18 protein-coding genes are annotated in these 17414 nt (G+C 58.1%); all 18 read left to right on the top strand.

Annotation, left to right across the window (positions count from 1 at the left end; translation table 11 throughout):
* Nucleotides 1-19: 19 nt before the first annotated feature.
* Complete coding sequence (locus BTN45_RS00995) at nt 20-1336, top strand: flagellin (protein ID WP_004440000.1); 1317 nt, start codon at nt 20-22, stop codon at nt 1334-1336.
* A gap of 302 nt (nt 1337-1638) precedes the next feature.
* Entirely contained in the window at nt 1639-2289 is a 651-nt protein-coding gene (locus tag BTN45_RS01000) for a hypothetical protein (RefSeq protein ID WP_207588589.1), read from the top strand.
* Nucleotides 2286-3590, top strand: coding sequence for a MotB family protein (locus BTN45_RS01005; protein WP_207588591.1), 1305 nt, complete (start codon nt 2286-2288; stop codon nt 3588-3590). The genes BTN45_RS01000 and BTN45_RS01005 overlap by 4 nt, the downstream gene beginning before the upstream one ends.
* Nucleotides 3587-4858, top strand: a complete 1272-nt coding sequence (gene motC, locus BTN45_RS01010; RefSeq protein WP_207588593.1) for a chemotaxis protein MotC — start codon at nt 3587-3589, stop codon at nt 4856-4858. The genes BTN45_RS01005 and motC overlap by 4 nt, the downstream gene beginning before the upstream one ends.
* Nucleotides 4855-6213: a flagellar hook-length control protein FliK gene (locus BTN45_RS01015; protein ID WP_207588595.1), complete on the top strand. Its 1359-nt coding sequence runs from the start codon at nt 4855-4857 to the stop codon at nt 6211-6213. The genes motC and BTN45_RS01015 overlap by 4 nt, the downstream gene beginning before the upstream one ends.
* On the top strand, nt 6149-6727 hold the full coding sequence (locus tag BTN45_RS01020) for a lytic transglycosylase domain-containing protein (protein WP_004440012.1): 579 nt from the start codon (nt 6149-6151) through the stop codon (nt 6725-6727). The genes BTN45_RS01015 and BTN45_RS01020 overlap by 65 nt, the downstream gene beginning before the upstream one ends.
* Before the next feature lie 281 nt (nt 6728-7008).
* Entirely contained in the window at nt 7009-7680 is a 672-nt protein-coding gene (locus tag BTN45_RS01025; protein WP_006698188.1) for a response regulator transcription factor, read from the top strand.
* A 105-nt stretch (nt 7681-7785) separates the two neighbouring features.
* Nucleotides 7786-9066 (top strand): flagellar hook protein FlgE, encoded by a 1281-nt coding sequence (locus BTN45_RS01030; RefSeq protein WP_004440014.1) that lies wholly within the window; start codon nt 7786-7788, stop codon nt 9064-9066.
* Between the two features lie 22 nt (nt 9067-9088).
* The gene (gene flgK / locus BTN45_RS01035; RefSeq protein WP_004440016.1) at nt 9089-10582 is read left to right on the top strand and encodes a flagellar hook-associated protein FlgK; all 1494 of its coding nucleotides are present in this window, start codon (nt 9089-9091) and stop codon (nt 10580-10582) included.
* A 2-nt stretch (nt 10583-10584) separates the two neighbouring features.
* The gene (locus BTN45_RS01040) at nt 10585-11688 is read left to right on the top strand and encodes a flagellar hook-associated family protein (RefSeq protein ID WP_207588597.1); all 1104 of its coding nucleotides are present in this window, start codon (nt 10585-10587) and stop codon (nt 11686-11688) included.
* A 34-nt stretch (nt 11689-11722) separates the two neighbouring features.
* Nucleotides 11723-12067 carry a flagellar biosynthesis regulator FlaF gene (gene flaF / locus BTN45_RS01045; RefSeq protein ID WP_004440020.1) on the top strand — a complete coding sequence of 115 codons (345 nt, stop codon included), beginning with the start codon at nt 11723-11725 and terminating at the stop codon, nt 12065-12067.
* Entirely contained in the window at nt 12064-12513 is a 450-nt protein-coding gene (flbT, locus tag BTN45_RS01050) for a flagellar biosynthesis repressor FlbT (protein WP_004432543.1), read from the top strand. Before flaF ends, flbT begins: the two co-directional genes overlap by 4 nt.
* Nucleotides 12504-12974 (top strand): flagellar hook assembly protein FlgD, encoded by a 471-nt coding sequence (flgD, locus tag BTN45_RS01055; RefSeq protein WP_004440022.1) that lies wholly within the window; start codon nt 12504-12506, stop codon nt 12972-12974. The genes flbT and flgD overlap by 10 nt, the downstream gene beginning before the upstream one ends.
* 49 nt (nt 12975-13023) lie before the next feature.
* Nucleotides 13024-13290: a flagellar biosynthetic protein FliQ gene (locus BTN45_RS01060; protein WP_003515115.1), complete on the top strand. Its 267-nt coding sequence runs from the start codon at nt 13024-13026 to the stop codon at nt 13288-13290.
* A 159-nt stretch (nt 13291-13449) separates the two neighbouring features.
* A complete protein-coding gene (gene flhA / locus BTN45_RS01065; protein WP_004440025.1) occupies nt 13450-15537 on the top strand; it encodes a flagellar biosynthesis protein FlhA in 2088 nt (695 codons plus the stop codon).
* The gene (gene fliR / locus BTN45_RS01070) at nt 15534-16289 is read left to right on the top strand and encodes a flagellar biosynthetic protein FliR (protein WP_004440028.1); all 756 of its coding nucleotides are present in this window, start codon (nt 15534-15536) and stop codon (nt 16287-16289) included. Before flhA ends, fliR begins: the two co-directional genes overlap by 4 nt.
* Nucleotides 16290-16303: 14 nt before the next feature.
* Nucleotides 16304-16723: a hypothetical protein gene (locus BTN45_RS01075; RefSeq protein ID WP_004440029.1), complete on the top strand. Its 420-nt coding sequence runs from the start codon at nt 16304-16306 to the stop codon at nt 16721-16723.
* 114 nt (nt 16724-16837) lie between these two features.
* Entirely contained in the window at nt 16838-17395 is a 558-nt protein-coding gene (locus BTN45_RS01080) for a rod-binding protein (protein ID WP_006698183.1), read from the top strand.
* Nucleotides 17396-17414: the final 19 nt, after the last annotated feature.

Genomic DNA, 17414 nt, shown 5'->3' on the forward strand with positions numbered 1-17414 from the left:
TTTGATTTGGGTGGAACCCATGACCAGCATTATGACCAATGCGGCGGCAATGGCCGCGCTGCAAACCTTGCGCATGATCGACAAGAACCTCGAGACCACGCAGGCGCGCGTCTCCTCCGGTTACCGCGTCGAGACGGCAGCGGATAACGCGGCCTATTGGTCTATCTCCACGACCATGCGCTCGGACAATGCGGCGCTTTCGGCCGTTCAGGACGCACTTGGTCTCGGCGCCGCCAAGGTCGACACCGCCTTCGAAGCCGTGGAAAGTGCTATTGAGACGGTCAAATCGCTGAAGGCGAAGCTGGTTGCCGCTTATGGTGTGGGCAGCAACCGGACGAAGATCCAGGAAGAAATCAAGCAGCTCCAGGATCAGCTGAAGAGCATCTCCGAATCGGCGTCTTTCTCCGGCGAAAACTGGCTCCAGGCGAAGATCGGCGACGGCAAGACGCCGCCCGCGGAAGAGCCGGTCATCAAGAAGATCGTCGCTTCATTTACCCGCACCGCCGCAGGCGCAGTCGGGGTGACGACGGTCGATTATTCACTCGATTCGAGCACGGTGCTTTTCGATCTGAGCGGCGGCAAGTTCGGCATTCTCGACACCGAAGCGCGATTCCTGCGCAAGAACGAGACGATCGTGACGATGCGCACGACCGATACGCCCGCGGCACCCGCCGCTCCCACCGTCACCGACAAGGATTATGTCGTTCCGACGCTGAAAGATAGCGAAGTGGCGGCACTGGCAGGTTTTTCCGTCAAGGCGACCGGCATCTATACCAATGCCGCCAATACGGAGGGTTATTTGAAGATCGGTGATGGTGTGTGGGTAAAGCTCACCTCCACCGACCCGGCAGCGGCGGGCGCTCCGGCGACCGACAGCACTACTCCCGTCGCGACCACGACATCGCCGAGCACCAACTGGTATTACGATGTCACTGCGGCAATTGACCCCGACACTCGTAAACTCGGAATCTCCGTCTCCACGCTCGACATCAACAAGCTCACCGATCTCGCCCAGAAAATGGGAACCATGACGGGAGAGCAATATACCGAAGCCGACGTGCTGGATGCGATGATGTCCTTTGTCGACGGCCAGCTCGAAGCGATGACCAGCGCGGCGTCCAGCCTGGGCTCGCTGCAGAGCCGTATCGACATGCAGGAGAACTTCGTGTCGAGCCTGATGGACGTGATCGACAAGGGCATCGGTCGTCTTGTCGATGCTGACATGAACGAGGAATCGACCAAGCTGAAGGCGCTCCAGACACAGCAGCAGCTCGGTATCCAGTCACTCTCCATCGCCAACGCCAACGCGGAAAATATTCTCCAGCTCTTCAAGTAATGGAGCTTCCTCGCATGGGCATGCGCGGAAACGTGGCGCAGACGTGCTGAACAGTTCCGCCTTCATCCTCGCACAAGTTTGAACACCTAACGTCGGGGCAATATGGGGCGGATCGCATGGCGCGGTCCTCCGGGAATCATGGAAGAGACGGGCAGGGTAGCAAGGATGACGGTGGTGCCGCCAAACGGCTTAGAGCATTTCCAGGAAAAGCGGACCCCGGTTTTCCGCCCGGAAATGCGACAGAACGTTCCAGATCGCAGGCAGCGAAACATGTCTCGTCCCCTGTTTTGCCGGGGGCGTGCATGACCACCTCCATCGCAAGATATCTGAAGGACTTCGGTGACGCTCAGCCGGCAGGACTGGCCTTCGGCGATCCCTTGGCGGATACCGATGGCGTTGCGCCATTTGCCGACGCTGCATCCGGTTTCGATGAATTCGAAACCGTCGACGTGGAGAGTGAAAGGCAGGCCGCTTACGCCCGTGGCCATGAGGATGCGACACGCGAAATCACCGAAAAGATGCAGGCGGAACGCGACGAGCTGCTGTCCGCCCATTCGGCTGAGCTGGAGGCGCTGCGATCCGCCTATCTGGAGGAAATCGCGGTCTTTCTGTCGCGCGGGCTGCGAGAGGGCATTGATGCGATTGCCGCCACCCTCAGCGAACAGACCGCCGCAATCCTTGCTCCGGTTTTGACGGAAGAACTGTCGCTTAAAGCAGTCTCGGCGCTGGCGGATGTGGTGCGCGCTTCCATGCCGGATGGTGACGCCGTCACGCTTGTCGTGAAAGGTCCGAAGGATTTGTTCGAGCAGTTGAAGACCCAGCCCGGCTTTGAAGAAGAGACGATGAAGTTTACCGAGACCGCCGATATCGATCTTTCAGTCGAGCTGGGTGAGAGCGTCTTCGTGACGCGCATGTCCGCCTGGGCCTCCAGTCTTCGCAAGGTGATGAAATGAGTGAAGGCGAAAACCATCACCACGGCAAAAACGAGATCATCATCGTCAAGCGCCATAAAGGTGGCCACGACGGTGCGCATGGTGGTGCGTGGAAGATCGCCTATGCCGACTTCATGACGGCGATGATGGCGTTCTTCCTCGTCATGTGGCTGGTCAATGCCGCCAATGAGGAAACCAAGGCGTCGGTCGCGAGCTATTTCAATCCGATAAAACTGTCCGATGAGAAACCCTCGTCCAAGGGGCTGGAAAAGCCCGTGGACAAGGAAGAGGGCGTCCAGAAAAAGGACCAGTCCAACATTCAGGCAGAGAAAGTGACCAAGGGATCCGCCGCGGCGACGGGCGAAGACCTGACGTCCCAGACAGGTGAACAGTCGAATTTCTCCGAAGCGGATTTTTTCGAAAATCCCTATTCCGTGCTGGCGGAAATCGCCCAGCAGGTCGGTCAGCAGGCCAATGTCAGCGCCAAGGGCGAGGGCGGTGCTGCCGATTCCGGCCCTGCAACCGGCGCAAGCGGCGGCGAGGCCTATCGCGATCCCTTCGATCCTGATTTCTGGACGCAACAGGTGAAAATCACCCGCGCCGATCAGCAACAAAAACCGGTTGAGCAGCAGGCCGCCGAAAACAAGCAGGAGAATGCTGCCGACAGCGCTCAGGCCGTTGCGGTTAAATCGTCTCAGGCGCCGGAAGACAAGGCGCAAGACGGCAGGCCCATGGACGTCGCCTCGGTTGTACCGCAGCAACGGCCGGATGCCGCCGAGCAGGCAGCGCTTGTACGGCCCAGGCCCGAGCAGCAGCAAGAGGCGAAGGATGTTCAGCAAAAAGCGAGCGATGCTGAATGGGAAAAGGCCGATACGCTGCGCGAAGAAATCGAGAAACAGATATCCGGCATAACCGGCAGGCTCTCGGAAGGGCTGGTCGTGACGCCTGCGGAAGGCGGATTGCTGCTGACCATTTCCGACCAGACGGAAACACCGATGTTCAATATCGGATCGGCCGTTCCCCGGCGCGAAATGGTTCTCGCCATGGAAAAGATCGGCAAACTGCTTCAGGAGCGCGGTGGCAGCGTGGTAATCCGCGGCCATACGGATGGGCGGCAGTTCAAGGGCGAGGCCAACGACAATTGGCGCCTCTCCATGGACCGCGCGCACAGCGCCTATTACATGCTGGTGCGCGGCGGCCTGTCGGAAGAGCGGGTAAAGCAGGTTTCTGGGTTTGCGGACCGCAGATTACAGGTCCCGGCAGATCCCCTGGCGGATGCCAACCGCCGTATCGAAATCCTGCTTGAGGCTGATCGGGGGTGAGTGTGACGAAAACCTCGAAACGCTGGCTTCTTCTTGCGGCGACGCTTTGTGGTCTCGGTGCCGGACCATTCAAGGCGTTTTCGCAGTCGCAAGACAATCTCATGCCCTATGCCATGCTGCGCTCCCTGCAATTCGTGCAGGATTCGGTTGCCAAGGGAGACCATTCGGCAACGGAAATGCAGCGGTTCCTGCTCCAGACCATTGACGAGCGGCTGAAAAGCGCGCCCTCGGCGATCTTCAAGGACCCACGCAATGTCGATGCGGCGCTGATTTATGCGATGAGCGGCGGCAATCCCGCCACGCTTGAATTGCTGGTCGCGCGCGATGTGGACGGCAATTTCGACAGCCGCGTCGCCGATATCCTGCGCAAGTATCTGTCGGGCAAGGGGACGCTGGTGGCGCAGAGCATCGCGGCAATGGTGCCTGAATATCGCGGCACGCGGATAGGCGCTTATCTGGCGCTGATCGGTGGCAATGTCACGATCCCGCGCGATCCTCTGGCCGCGCTCGGCTTTTACGACATTGCCCGGCTTGAAGCGCCAGGGACAATCGTTGAGGAGGCGGCATTGCGCCGCTCGCTCGCCATTGCGGTTGAAGACGGCGATGCAAAACGCGGCGTCGAATACGCACAGCGTTACGCGCGGCGGTTCCTGCATTCGCCCTATGCAAGCCAGTTCGCGGATCTTCTGGTCTCGCTGGTGGTCAAACGCTCTGATTCCGTCGGCGAAGACGCGATAGTGGAGACCTTCGCGATGATGGATGCGGAAAGGCAGAAGGAAGCCTATCTGCGTCTTTCGCGTCTTGCGGCGATCAGCGGCAAGGATTCGCTGGCCCGCATGGCGGCGCTTAAAGCGAAGACGCTGTCGTCCGCCGCGCCGGATCAACCGGAAGCGCAGGCCAATCTCTACGAAAGCCTTTCCAACATTGGAACACCCGATGTGGTGAGCGCGATCGAGACGATCGGACAAATTCCCGAAACGCAGCTTTCGGACCGGGACAGGGCCCTCAGAGATGCCGCAAGGGCGATCGCCGAACAGGTGGTTCGTCCTCCCTCGCTATCAGGTGCTGATGTCGACGCGGCGGCGCAGGGCGCCAGACAGAACGCAGCCAAAAATGATGCGGTGGCTGGCGGGGAAAAAAGCATATGGCGGGTTGAAAGCCACAAGGCCGACGATGGCGGTGAGAATGTCCGGCAGCTCGTGACAAGCGGCCGCAGCAAGCTCGATGAAATCGACAGCCTGTTGAAGAAAGGCGAGGGGGCACCATGATCGACGCAACCATCAATGCGCTAACGAATGCGCCACCGTCCGATCCGCGCGCAGGCAGTGCTGCCGCACGTGACGAGGCGAGAGGCGGCAGCTTTGGCGATGCCCTTTCCACGGTTCGTGACGAGCGACCGCCGCAGGCGCCGCATTCGCGGTCAGACGATTCTGGTTCAGCAGGGCAACAGCACGGACAGGCCGACGGCGAGGGGGAAAAGATGGACGTTCCGGTCAAACGGCCTGCAGCCTTCCTGAATGTCATCGTCAACGAGCATGCCGGGGACGGTCGAGTTCACGACACAGCTGCCGAGTTCCAGAACGCGGTCAAATCCTCGCGGGCACAATTGGGGGACGGCAAGCCTGGCAAGAAGCTCAAGGATGAGGCGGATAAGGATGCCGAGGCGATAACGGATACTCTCGATCCGAAGCTCGCCGAACTGCAGCTGGTTACGGCCAGCGCCGGGGCAATGGCCACGGCCAAGACGCCGCTGGAAGAAATTGCGCAGGCAATTGCCGGCAAGACCGACACGGTCAAGTCCGACAGGGCTGAACCTGTCCGCAGCAAGGCTGAACATCCGGCCAAAGACATGCCGACTGGGGTTGCAGCTGCCAATGATGCGGCGGGTTCGGCTTCGGAAAACGAAGGCGATGCCTCGTCATTCCGCTTCGCGTCTCCGCGTTCGGGTGCAGCCCGCGCTCTTGATATGAGCACGGTTCAGCGCGAAGGCCGCGTGGAGTTCGACACGCGGGAAAGCAGCGGCAAGGCGGCCGATACCGTAACGGTTCTCGATTCCCGGCGCTTCATCGGTCTGGCGCCCTCCTCCAATGCCTCGGCTCTGACCGGCCTGATCGCCAATGATCCGGAATGGGTCAGCGCCATGCAGCCCGGTTCAGCGCTGTCCAACGCAGCCGCCCAGAGCAGCACCGGCAAGGTCGTGCATACGCTGAAGCTGCATATGACGCCGATCGAACTTGGATCGGTGACGATGTCACTGCGTCTTGCCGGTGACGAACTCGCCGTGCATATGACTGTGGAGAGCGTCGCGGCCTATAAAAAGCTCCAGGAAGACAGCAAGAGCATCCTTGATGGCCTCAAGGCGCAGGGTCTGACGGTCGATAACATCACGATCAGCATCGCTTCTTCTGATAAGAGTGACCAAACGGGCACACAAGCCAACAATCAGCAAAATCAGCAGGCGCAGCAACAGGGCCAGCAGGCGGCTGCGGGCCGCAACCGTGACGAGTCCGGTGCACGAGGCGGCCGGCAAGGCAATGGCGATAATTTGGGGGTGCATAATGAAGGCATGGACGGCACTCTTGGCTCTGCCCGCACTTCTGCTGACAATGGCGTCTATCTCTGAAAACGCATCGGCCTCGGCAACGTCAGGCGTGTGTGAAAGAGAGATCCAGTCTGCGGCACGCAAGTACGGCGTGCCGGAGGGAATTCTCTATTCAGTGGGCCTGACGGAGACTGGCCGCAAGGGGCGGCTCGATCCCAACGCCATGAATATCGAAGGAAAACCGGTATTTGCGGCCTCTACCGAAGAGGCCTTGATGACTTTTGAGGCTGCCAAACGCAATGGCGCCAAGCTGATCGACCTCGGATGCATGCAGATAAATCATTATTTCCACGGCGAAAATTTCACATCTGCGCGCGAAATGTTCGATCCACGTCGCAATGTAGAATATGCCGCCATGTTCCTGCGTAACCTCCACAACAGGCACGAGACCTGGACGATGGCGGTTGCCCGCTATCACGCGGGGCCCAATAATGACCCGGCCCAGAAGAAATATGTCTGTCGGGTCATCGCCAATCTGGTGGCGACGGGCTACGGGAAATGGACGCCCAACGCGAAAAATTTCTGCGACGGATAACAACCTGAAATTGCTTTATCAGGGGTTGGGACTCGCTATCGGAAATGTGGCGAGACAAAGCCCGAAAAAGGCGTTTCAAGCGTTTTTTAGCGATTTCGGAAATTTTTACACAAAAATTTTGTGCCATATATGGTTAACACCCACTATATATAGATCAAATCGGCACAAAATGGTTAATCAATTATTAATAACTATCGATGATTTCCTACAGTTGTCGCTGAATCCCCCGATTCGTACCAATGCCTCATTGGAAAACACCACACTGATTCGGAGGCGGACGAATGATCGTAGTGGTTGATGAGCGCGAGCTCGTTAAAGACGGCTATACATCTCTATTTGGACGTGAGGGCATTCCCTCGACCGGGTTCGATCCGGTCGAATTCGGGGAATGGGTCTCGACGGCGGCGGAAAGCGATCTTGCGGCTGTGGAAGCCTTCCTGATCGGCCAGGGCGACCGGAGCTTCTCCTTGCCAAAGGCGATCAGGGATCGCACGACGGCGCCTGTCATCGCGGTGAGCGACCAGCCCTCGCTGGAAGCGACACTCGCGCTGTTCGACAGCGGCGTTGATGATGTCGTGCGCAAGCCCGTTCACCCTCGGGAAATCCTCGCACGTGCGGCGGCTATTCGCCGCCGGCTGCAGGTCATTTCGAATTTCACCGACGCCGGTCCGATCCGGGTCTTCTCCGATGGACGCGACCCGGAAGTGGGCGGCGAGGTATTTCCCCTGCCGCGCCGCGAGCGCCGCATTCTTGAATATTTGATCGCCAATCGCGGACGCCGCGTTTCCAAGGCGCAGATTTTCAATGCCATCTACGGCATCTTCGATGATGACGTCGAAGAAAACGTCGTCGAAAGCCACATCAGCAAGCTGCGCAAGAAGCTGCGCAAGAAACTTGGCTACGACCCGGTCGATTCCAAGCGGTTCCTCGGCTACAGCATTGATTGGCAATGATTTTCATTGACCCGCGTGGTCTTTTTCAAACGCGGTATTTCAGACAGCTTCACGCAAGCCAAACGCTTTACCTTCTCCTTGAAAGATGACCACGAGGGTTTTTGAATGAGTATTTTCGGCACTATGCGAACCGGCGTGTCCGGCATGAATGCACAGGCGAACAAGCTGGGCACCGTTGGCGACAACATCGCCAACGCAAGCACCACCGGTTACAAGCGTGCATCGACGTCGTTCTCGTCGCTCGTTCTGCCCTCCTCGTCGGGCAGCTACGCTTCCGGCGGTGTGCAGTCCAACGTTCGCTACAGCATTTCGGAGCAGGGCAACCTCTCCTACACCACCTCGGGTACTGACCTTGCCATTCAGGGCAACGGTTTCTTCGTTGTCCAGGATGGTGCAGGCACGCCTTATCTCACCCGTGCCGGCTCTTTCGTGAAAAACTCGGAAGGCTATCTGGAAAACGCCGCTGGCTTCCAGCTGATGGGTTACCCCTACGGTTCCAACCCGCCGGCTGCCGTCGTTAACGGCTTCACAGGTCTTGAAGCCATTAACGTCAACAATTTCGGCCTGACGGCATCGCCCTCCACGCAGGGCAGCTTCCCGGCCAACCTCAATCGCGACGATACGGCCGTAGCGGCGGCGTCGCTCCCCAGCACCAACTCCGCAACGGCGAAGTTCGGCAACAAGACTTCGCTGACCGCATTCGATAGCGGCGGCGCGAAGGTGCTCTACGACTTCTATTACACCAAGACTGGTGACAACACCTGGGAAGTGGCGGTCTACCGTCAGGATCAGTCGACCAATGGTGGCTTCCCCTATACGGCGACTGCGCCGGCATCCCTTGTGCAGGAAAGCGTCACGCTGACCTTCGATCCTGCGACCAACAAGCTGACGACTACGTCTCCCAAATCCATCACCATCGACGACAACAACAGCGGCGTGGCGCAGGCGATCAACATCGACCTGTCCGACATGACCCAGTTTTCGTCGAAGTTCACGCCCGGCACGGCGATCCTGAACGGTAACGGTCCGAGCCAGATCAAGGATGTCGAAATCGGCAAGGATGGCGTAGTGACGGCAGTTTACCAGGATGGCGGCCGCCGCAACATTTACCAGCTGGCGCTGGCCACCGTGCCGAGCGTCGACAACCTGAGCCCGCAGAACGGCAACGTTTATCTTCCGAGCAACGAGTCCGGTGTCGTTACCATCGGCTTCCCGCAATCGGGCAGCTTTGGTTACGTCCAGAAGGGCGCGCTGGAAGGCTCGAACGTCGATATCGCCAGCGAACTCACCGACATGATTGAATCCCAGCGCATCTATACCGCGAATTCGAAGGTCTTCCAGACTGGATCGGATTTGATGGACGTCCTGATCAATCTGAAGAGATAGTAATTCCTACGGGGACAGATGAATGTCGCTCACGTCAGCAATGAATACTGCGCAGTCGATTTTCAATAATACAGGTAAGCAGACGGACGTTACCTCGAAAAACATTGCCAATGTCGGCAATGCGAACTACGTCAAGCGAACCGCCATTCTCGGCACGACCATGGCCGGAGCGAGTATCGTCTCCAATGGCCGTGCCCAGAATGAAAGTCTTCTCAGGCAGACGATTTCCAGCGCCTCGCTGGCCACCGGGCAGAACACTGTTCTGACCGGTCTCGAGGAGATGAAGAGTATTTTCGGCGGCAACGACTACGAAAGCGCGCCGTCCACTTACATGAAGGAACTGCTCAAGAGCCTTAGCGGCTATGCCGCCAAGCCGAGCAATGCTGCTCTTGCCGCAACGGCCGTGACGTCCGCCGCGGATGTCGCCAGCTCATTGAACAAGGCGTCTGCCGAATTGCAGGCGATGCGTCTGCGTGCCGACAAAGAAATCTCCCTTCAGGTCGACAAGCTGAACGGCCTGCTCGCGAAATTCGAGGAAGCCAATAACGAGGTCAAGGCGCAGACGGCGATCGGCGGCGATCCGAGTGATGCACTCGATCAGCGCGAGACCTTGCTGAAGGACATCTCGTCCATCATCGGCATCAATGTCGTCAACCGCCCGAATAATGACGTCGCGCTTTACACGACCGACGGCGCGACGCTGTTCGAGATCGTACCGCGTCCGGTAACCTTCAAGGCGCAGCCGGGCTACGACGCGACGACCACCGGCAACGCGATTTATGTGGACGGCGTGGCGCTCAAGGCCGGCAGCGGCAGCAACACGACGGCGGAAGGATCGCTTCAGGGTTTGATGCAGGTTCGCGATGAACTTGCGCCGACCATGCAGAGCCAGCTCGACGAAATCGCGCGCGGCCTGATCACGATGTTTGCGGAAAAGCCGATTACCCAGCCGGCGCCGCCTGCGACGCCTCTGACGGCGAAGCCCGGCCTTTTCACCTGGTCGACGGCAACCGCAACGAGCGAGATTCCTCCCGCCGGCGTCGTCGTACCGGGGCTCGCTGCGACCATTACCGTCAACTCCGCGTTAATTATTTCGCAAGGTGGCAATCCGGAATTGTTGCGCGACGGCGGCATCAACGGTACCGCTTATATAGTCAATCCCGCAGCTACGGGCGGAACCGGGTTTTCCGCTCTGATCGACAGCTATGTGACCGCATTCGACGCGCCCATGAATTTCGCCGCGTCGACACGTATCGATACGAATACCAGCATCCTGAAATACGGCACCAACTCGATGGGTTGGCTCGAACAGGAACGGTCCGGTGCGACTTCGGCAAACGAAGCGAAAAGCGCGCTTTATGAGCGCTCTGCGACATCCTATTCGAACAATACGGCGGTTAGCCTGGACGAGGAGCTGTCGCTGCTCATGGATATCGAGCAGTCTTACAAGGCGGCCACGAAACTGGTGACGACCGTTGATGAAATGCTCAAGTCCTTGATGGACATGGTGAGGTAAGGATGAAAACGTCATTCATTTCATCGCTGGCGATGCAGAACAGCATGCGCAGCACCATCCTCAAGGCTCAGCTTGAGATGACGAATCTCAATACCGAGCTGACCACGGGCAAGCACGCGGATCTTGGTGTGACGCTGGGTGCCAATACGGCCCGCAGCCTCGATCTCAACAGGGACGTGGAGCGGATTTCCTCGCTCGTCACGGTCAACTCCTTCGCCACACAGCGTCTTGAATCGTCGCAGACCGCATTGGACGGCATGGCAAAGGCCGCCCAGGAAATCCTCAATGTTCTGGTGCCCAATACGAGCAGCGAGCAGCCCACGCTGGCCACCGTCAACCAGAAAATCACGATCGCCTTCAATAATTTCACCAGCTTTGCCAACACGGCCGTGGATGGTGAGTATCTGTTTTCCGGTACGAATACGGATGTGAAGCCGGTCCAGGATTATTTCGCCGACGGTTCGCCGTTGAAAGCTGCCTATGACGCCGAACTGAACCATTTCATGGCGACACAGACGCCGGCCGTGGGGAGTATCTCGGACCTGTCCAAAGATCAGGTCAACGCCTTCATGACGCATATGGAAGGCGTATTCAACGGTACGACGACCGTAACCAACCCGCCGCACAGCAGTCTCGCTGTGGGACAGAATGTCGATTTCTGGACGAGGTTCGGTTCCAACGCCAGCGATACCAACATGACGAGCCGGATCAGCCAGAACGAAGTGGTCGAAACGTCGACCAACAGCAATTCGCAGGGCATGCGTTACTTCGCGATGACGGCAATCACGGCGATGACCTTCCTCAAGGACAATGTTTCGAGCACGGTCCGCGAGGCGGTCGCCACCCAGTCGGTGACGACTATCGGCAAGGCGATCAGTGGGCTGAACCAGCAGGCAAGCAGTCTTGGCCTTTCGCAGGAGCGCGTCAAAAAGTCGAATGACTCTCTGGCTGGCCAGAAGAAGATCATCGAAACACATCTGTTGGATATCGAGGGGATCGATACCTACGAGGCGAAGACCCGTCTCGATCTGCTGCAGCAGCAGATTGAGATCGCATACAGCCTCACGTCGCGTCTGCAAAAAATGAGTCTGGTGAACTACCTCTGATGAACAGGGGTGGCGGCAGATAAAGGATACATGAATGTACCAGTTTTCCTACGCCGAAATCATGGAGGATGGTGTCGCCAACGCGAAAGACCGCGAGCGACAGGCGTTGACCAAATCGATCGAACTGCTTGCGGAGGCGAAGGACTCCTCTTCTCAGCGGCACACGATCGAAGCGCTTTTTTACACTCGACGGGTCTGGATCCGCTTCATTGAGGATCTCAAGCAGCCGGATAATCAACTGGCCATGGAACTGAGGGCCAATCTGATTTCGATCGCGATCTGGATACTGAAAGAGTGCGAACTGATCCGGAAACGTCAGTCGACGAATTTCCAGGGCATAATTGACGTGACAACCATCATCAGGGATGGACTGAAATGAAAAGTACACTTCGAATTTCGCTGAAGTCGGGCGAAAAGATTTTCATCAACGGCGCAGTTCTGCGTGTGGATCGCAAGGTGGCGCTGGAATTCCTGAACGATGTCACGTTCCTGCTCGAGAACCACGTATTGCAGCCCGACCAGGCTACCACCCCGCTGAGACAGCTTTATTTCATCGCGCAGATGATCCTTATCAATCCGGAGGGGCGGGAACAGTCCACCAACATGTTCCGCAAGTCCGTGAGCATGCTCTTGAATTGCTTCCAGCATGACGAGGTCCTTGCGGAGCTCAAGCGCATCGACGGGCTGGTTGCCTCCGGCAAGGCTTTCGAAGCGCTGAAGGCCATCCGCGGCCTTTACCCGATCGAGGAGAAAATCCTCAACAATCAGGAAATGACCCCTGCAACGATCGAACAGATTCGCAAGGAGATCGCACCATGGCGGTAGATGCAGTCAATGCGGCGGCGGCAAACCCCTGGGCGAATGCCGGGGCGAGCAGCAACGACAAGAACGCGGCCTCGCTGAACTATGACAGCTTCCTGAAGCTCCTCATCGCCCAGATGAAGAACCAGGATCCGACCAGCCCGATGGATGCTGGTCAGCAGATGTCGCAGCTTGCAAGCTTTTCGCAGGTCGAGCAGACCATCAAGACGAACACCCATCTGAAGAGCATGCTGCAGGCCGAAGCACTGACCCGTGCGTCGGATCTGGTCGGCAAGACGGTAAAGAGCGCCGACGATACCGTCACGGGCGTGGTGAAGGAAGTCGAAGTCTATTCAGACGGCGTCGTTGCCATCACCGAAGCTGGTGACAAGGTGCTGCTGCAGGCCGGTGTGACCTTCTCCAACGGTCCGATCACGGATAAATCTGATAGCGGAACCGATTCGGATACGCCAGCTGGTTCCTGATATTGATAAGGCGGTATAATGCCGCCTTTCCGGAACGAGGGATGCGACGATGAACGAGGCCGATGCGCTTGATATCATGCAGGCGGCAGTGTGGACGGTTCTCGTCGCGGCCGGTCCTGCGGTTCTCGCCGCGATGATCGTCGGTGTCGCCATCGCCTTCATTCAGGCCCTGACGCAGGTTCAGGAAATGACGCTGACCTTTGTTCCCAAGATCGTCACGATCATGATTGTCCTCGGCGTAGCCGCCCCCTTTGTGGGCGCGCAGATAGCGCTTTTTTCCAATCTCGTCTTTTCACGCGTGCAATCGGGCTTCTGATATCGATCCGGCCAGGATGCCATCCTCGCGCAAGCTTCGGCGGCTAGGGATAGGTTGAAGCATCGGGCCGAATTGCGTGAGCGATTTCGCGAAACGATGCCGCGGAACCGTGCGGCGGCTTTTCCGTCGCCCTTCTCATGAAGAGACAGGACGAAATTTATGGCGCAACCACCAGTCATTTCCTTGCCCAAGGTCAGTCCGAGCACGCGTGACATCGGCTTCGCACTGGGCATCGTGGCGATCCTCTGCGTTCTGTTCCTGCCCATTCCGGTCGTTCTGGTGGATATCGGCCTGGCGTTTTCCATCGCGCTTTCGGTCCTCATCCTCATGGTGGCGCTATGGATCCAACGGCCGCTGGATTTCTCGTCATTCCCGACGGTGCTGCTGATCGCGACCATGATACGCCTGTCGCTGAACATCGCGACGACGCGCGTCATCCTCTCCCACGGCAATGAGGGTCCGACGGCGGCCGGCGGTGTAATCGCCGGCTTCTCCAGTCTCGTCATGTCAGGCGATTTCGTTATCGGTCTGATCGTCTTCCTGATCCTGATCACCGTCAACTTCATCGTCATCACCAAGGGTGCGACGCGTATCGCTGAAGTCGGCGCACGCTTTACCCTCGACGCCATTCCCGGCAAGCAGATGTCGATCGATGCGGACTTGTCCGCCGGCATCATCGATGAGAAGGAGGCGCAGCGCCGCCGCCGCGAGCTGGAAGAGGAAAGCTCTTTCTTCGGCTCGATGGACGGCGCCTCGAAATTCGTCCGCGGCGATGCGATTGCGGGCCTCATCATCACCGCCATCAATATTTTCGGCGGCATCATCATCGGTTATTTCCGGCACGGCATGCCGATCGGCGAAGCGGCCGATGTTTTCGTCAAGCTTTCCGTCGGTGACGGTATCGTCTCGCAGATTCCGGCCCTCATCGTATCGCTGGCAGCCGGCCTGCTCGTGTCGCGTGGCGGCACGGCGGGGTCGACGGATCAGGCGGTCGTCAATCAGCTCAGCGGTTATCCGCGCGCATTGATGGTTTCTGCCATGTTGATGGGCCTGCTTGCCATTATTCCGGGCCTGCCCTTCCTGCCTTTCATGTTCCTCGGTGGCATCATGGCGTTCGGCAGCTGGTATATTCCGCGCCAGGCTGAAGCCGAAAGCGCGCTTCGTCGCCAGGAGGAGGAGAGCAAGATTCTCCAGACGACAGAGGCGGAAAAAGACTCGGTCAAGCAGGTTCTGAAAACCGCCGAGATCGAACTGGCGCTCGGCAAACAGGTTTCGACCCGCCTTCTCGGCGCGCATCAGGAACTGGCTTTCCGCGTCGGCAAGATGCGCAAGAAATTCGCAACGCAATACGGTTTCGTCGTGCCGGAGATCAAGGTTTCCGACGACATCATGATCCCGGAGAAGGCCTATCAGATCCGCGTTCACGGCACGACCATCGCATCGAGCAATCTGCGCGTCGGAGATGTTCTCGTCGTGACAGGGGCAGGGCGCAAGCCGAGCATCCCGGGCGACGAAATCCGCGAACCCGCTTTCGGCATGCCGGCGGTATCGATCCTCGAAACCTTCACCGAGGATCTCAAGCGCGAAGGCTTCCATCCGATCGATAACGTCTCCGTGGTGCTGACGCATCTGAGCGAAGTCATTCGCAACAATCTGCCGCAGCTTCTGTCCTACAAGGACGTCAAGATACTCATCGACAGGCTGGATCCCGAATACAAGAAGCTCGCCGACGAGATTTGTTCGTCGCACATGTCCTATTCCGGCCTGCAAGCCGTGCTGAAACTGCTGCTTGCCGAACGTGTGTCGATCCGCAACCTGCATCTCATTCTCGAAGCCGTCGCCGAACTTGCGCCGCATGTGCGCAAGACGGAACAGATCGTCGAACATGTGCGGGTGCGCATGTCGCAGCAGCTCTGCGGTGATCTGGCCGACAATGGCGTACTCCGCGTCCTGCGTCTCGGTAACAAGTGGGACATGGTCTTCCATCAGGCGCTGAAGCGCGACCAGAAGGGCGAAATCGTCGAATTCGATATCGACCCCCGCCATCTCGAGGAGTTTTCCGAACAGGCGTCGAAAGTTATCCGTGAATTCATGGATCGCGGCCTGCCCTTTGTGCTTGTAACCTCACCGGAAACGCGGTCCTATGTGCGCATGATTATCGAGCGACTCTTCGCGACCCTGCCGGTTCTCTCGCATGTGGAACTTGCCAAGGGGCTGGAGATCAAGATCCTGGGCGCCATTTCATGATAACCGACCCGCAGGGAACCATTATCGCGTTGTTCCTTGCCATCTGCCGTATCGGCGCCTGTTTCATGACCATGCCGGGCTTTTCCAGCTCGCGCATTTCGCCGCAGATTCGCATGTTGCTGTGTGTGGCTGTGTCCATGGCCCTGTTGCCGGTGTTGTGGGATACGATCTATCCGAAAATTTCCGGCGCGAATCAGGGCACTGTCGTCGGCCTCATCGCCACGGAGATCGCGATCGGTGCGATGTACGGGCTGATCGCGCGCTTTTACACGCTTGGTTTTCAGTTCACCGGCGCCCTTATCGGCGCATCGGTCGGCCTCAGTGCGCCCGGCGGCGCCGATGTCATCGAAGACGCCCAGGAAAACCAGATATCCAACTTCATCACCTTCGGCGGACTGCTGGTGCTGTTCATGCTGGATTTTCACCACATCGTCCTCAAGGCCCTTGTGGATTCCTATACCGCCACGCCGGTCGGCGCGCTCATCAGCGGCCAGAAGATGCTGATTACACTGACCGACACGCTGAGGGCGTCGTTTTCGATCATGCTTCGGCTTGCTAGCCCCTTCGTGATCTATGGTCTGATGTTCAACGTCGCGGTCGGCCTCATCAACAAGCTTGCACCGCAAATCCCCGTCTACTTCATATCGACGCCCTTTGTTCTCGCCGGCGGCATCTTCATGCTCTATCTGTCGGTCGCGGCCCTCATCCGCCAGTTCGTGGATGGCTTCGGCCCGGTCTTCATCGGCTTTTGATCGGGAGAAACGCGGTGGCCTCAGACAAGCGGTCGGAGAAACTCAAGCGTCTGGTCACGGTCCAGCGCCACATGGAAAAAATGGCCGAGGTCGAACTGGCCGACACCACCCGCACGCGAAGCGAGGTGGCGCAATCGATGGACAGCGTGCTGGAAGCCATGAGTTCGATGGAGCCGGTGCATCAGACATTCTCGAGGCATTATTCGGATCGTTACGGCCGTCTGGTCGTCAAGGACCGTCAGCTCTCCGGCGTGCAGCAATTGCAGGAAAACAGGGTGCTCAAAGAAAAAACCAAGGCCGACAGGCTGGAGGACAGGATGCACCTGGCCCGTGATCTCGAGGATCGTGAGGCCGACGACAATGCAATCTATGATTTGTTAGAAATTACGAATGCTTCCCGGACACCAGCCTCCAGCAAGGTTGGCGATTCATAGTCTGCTCCATTGTTGCATCGCGGGCGTTTTTTTGAGGACGCCTAAAGCGATGTTTCTTGATTGGGTGAACGTGCCGGTTCGTGCCGCGCGTTCGTCAGCTCGGGAGATCGGGACGTGGCGATATCGGTTATAAGTGATCTGGTGATGGATGTGGTGCGTGCTGCGGACCCCCAGGAAGTCCAGGTTGCCCAGGAGAAACTCAAGGCCAATAAGGCGGCTTTTGCCGCAACCAGCCTTGCAGATGCCGGCAAGGGGTTTGGCGCCGCGGTGGATATGCTGGATGGCGCCTCCTCGAAGGCGGGCCTTGGCAATACGAATATTCGCGCGGCTCGCACCGAAATTCCTGAAACATATCGCAAATATGAGGCCTCTGTCCTCCAGACCTTCGTAGCCAACATGCTGCCGAAAGACAGCGAGGAAGTTTACGGCAAAGGTAATGCCGGCGAAATCTGGAAGAGCATGATGGCCGAACAGTTTGCCGACACGATCTCCAGAAATGGCGGTGTTGGCATTGCAGAGCAGGCATACAAGGATGCGCTTCGGAAGGCCGAAAGCAAAGGCATAACCGACGTATCGATGAATGAAAAAGACCATAATGCTGCAATTCGGATGGTGGCGGAGTTCGAGCGGCAGGTCCTCGGCGTTTCCAATGAGAAAACGGACGAGGCTTGAGAATGAAAAACCCTAACGA

It is taken from the genome of Rhizobium sp. ZX09 (assembly GCF_017357485.1).
Taxonomy (GTDB): domain Bacteria; phylum Pseudomonadota; class Alphaproteobacteria; order Rhizobiales; family Rhizobiaceae; genus Agrobacterium; species Agrobacterium pusense.

Coding starts and splice junctions, on each gene's coding strand:
- BTN45_RS00995 (WP_004440000.1), top strand. CDS start 20: ATGACCAGCATTATGACCAATGCGGCGGCAATGGCCGCGCTGCAAACC.
- BTN45_RS01000 (WP_207588589.1), top strand. CDS start 1,639: ATGACCACCTCCATCGCAAGATATCTGAAGGACTTCGGTGACGCTCAG.
- BTN45_RS01005 (WP_207588591.1), top strand. CDS start 2,286: ATGAGTGAAGGCGAAAACCATCACCACGGCAAAAACGAGATCATCATC.
- BTN45_RS01015 (WP_207588595.1), top strand. CDS start 4,855: ATGATCGACGCAACCATCAATGCGCTAACGAATGCGCCACCGTCCGAT.
- BTN45_RS01020 (WP_004440012.1), top strand. CDS start 6,149: ATGAAGGCATGGACGGCACTCTTGGCTCTGCCCGCACTTCTGCTGACA.
- BTN45_RS01025 (WP_006698188.1), top strand. CDS start 7,009: ATGATCGTAGTGGTTGATGAGCGCGAGCTCGTTAAAGACGGCTATACA.
- BTN45_RS01030 (WP_004440014.1), top strand. CDS start 7,786: ATGAGTATTTTCGGCACTATGCGAACCGGCGTGTCCGGCATGAATGCA.
- flgK (WP_004440016.1), top strand. CDS start 9,089: ATGTCGCTCACGTCAGCAATGAATACTGCGCAGTCGATTTTCAATAAT.
- BTN45_RS01040 (WP_207588597.1), top strand. CDS start 10,585: ATGAAAACGTCATTCATTTCATCGCTGGCGATGCAGAACAGCATGCGC.
- flaF (WP_004440020.1), top strand. CDS start 11,723: ATGTACCAGTTTTCCTACGCCGAAATCATGGAGGATGGTGTCGCCAAC.
- flbT (WP_004432543.1), top strand. CDS start 12,064: ATGAAAAGTACACTTCGAATTTCGCTGAAGTCGGGCGAAAAGATTTTC.
- flgD (WP_004440022.1), top strand. CDS start 12,504: ATGGCGGTAGATGCAGTCAATGCGGCGGCGGCAAACCCCTGGGCGAAT.
- BTN45_RS01060 (WP_003515115.1), top strand. CDS start 13,024: ATGAACGAGGCCGATGCGCTTGATATCATGCAGGCGGCAGTGTGGACG.
- flhA (WP_004440025.1), top strand. CDS start 13,450: ATGGCGCAACCACCAGTCATTTCCTTGCCCAAGGTCAGTCCGAGCACG.
- fliR (WP_004440028.1), top strand. CDS start 15,534: ATGATAACCGACCCGCAGGGAACCATTATCGCGTTGTTCCTTGCCATC.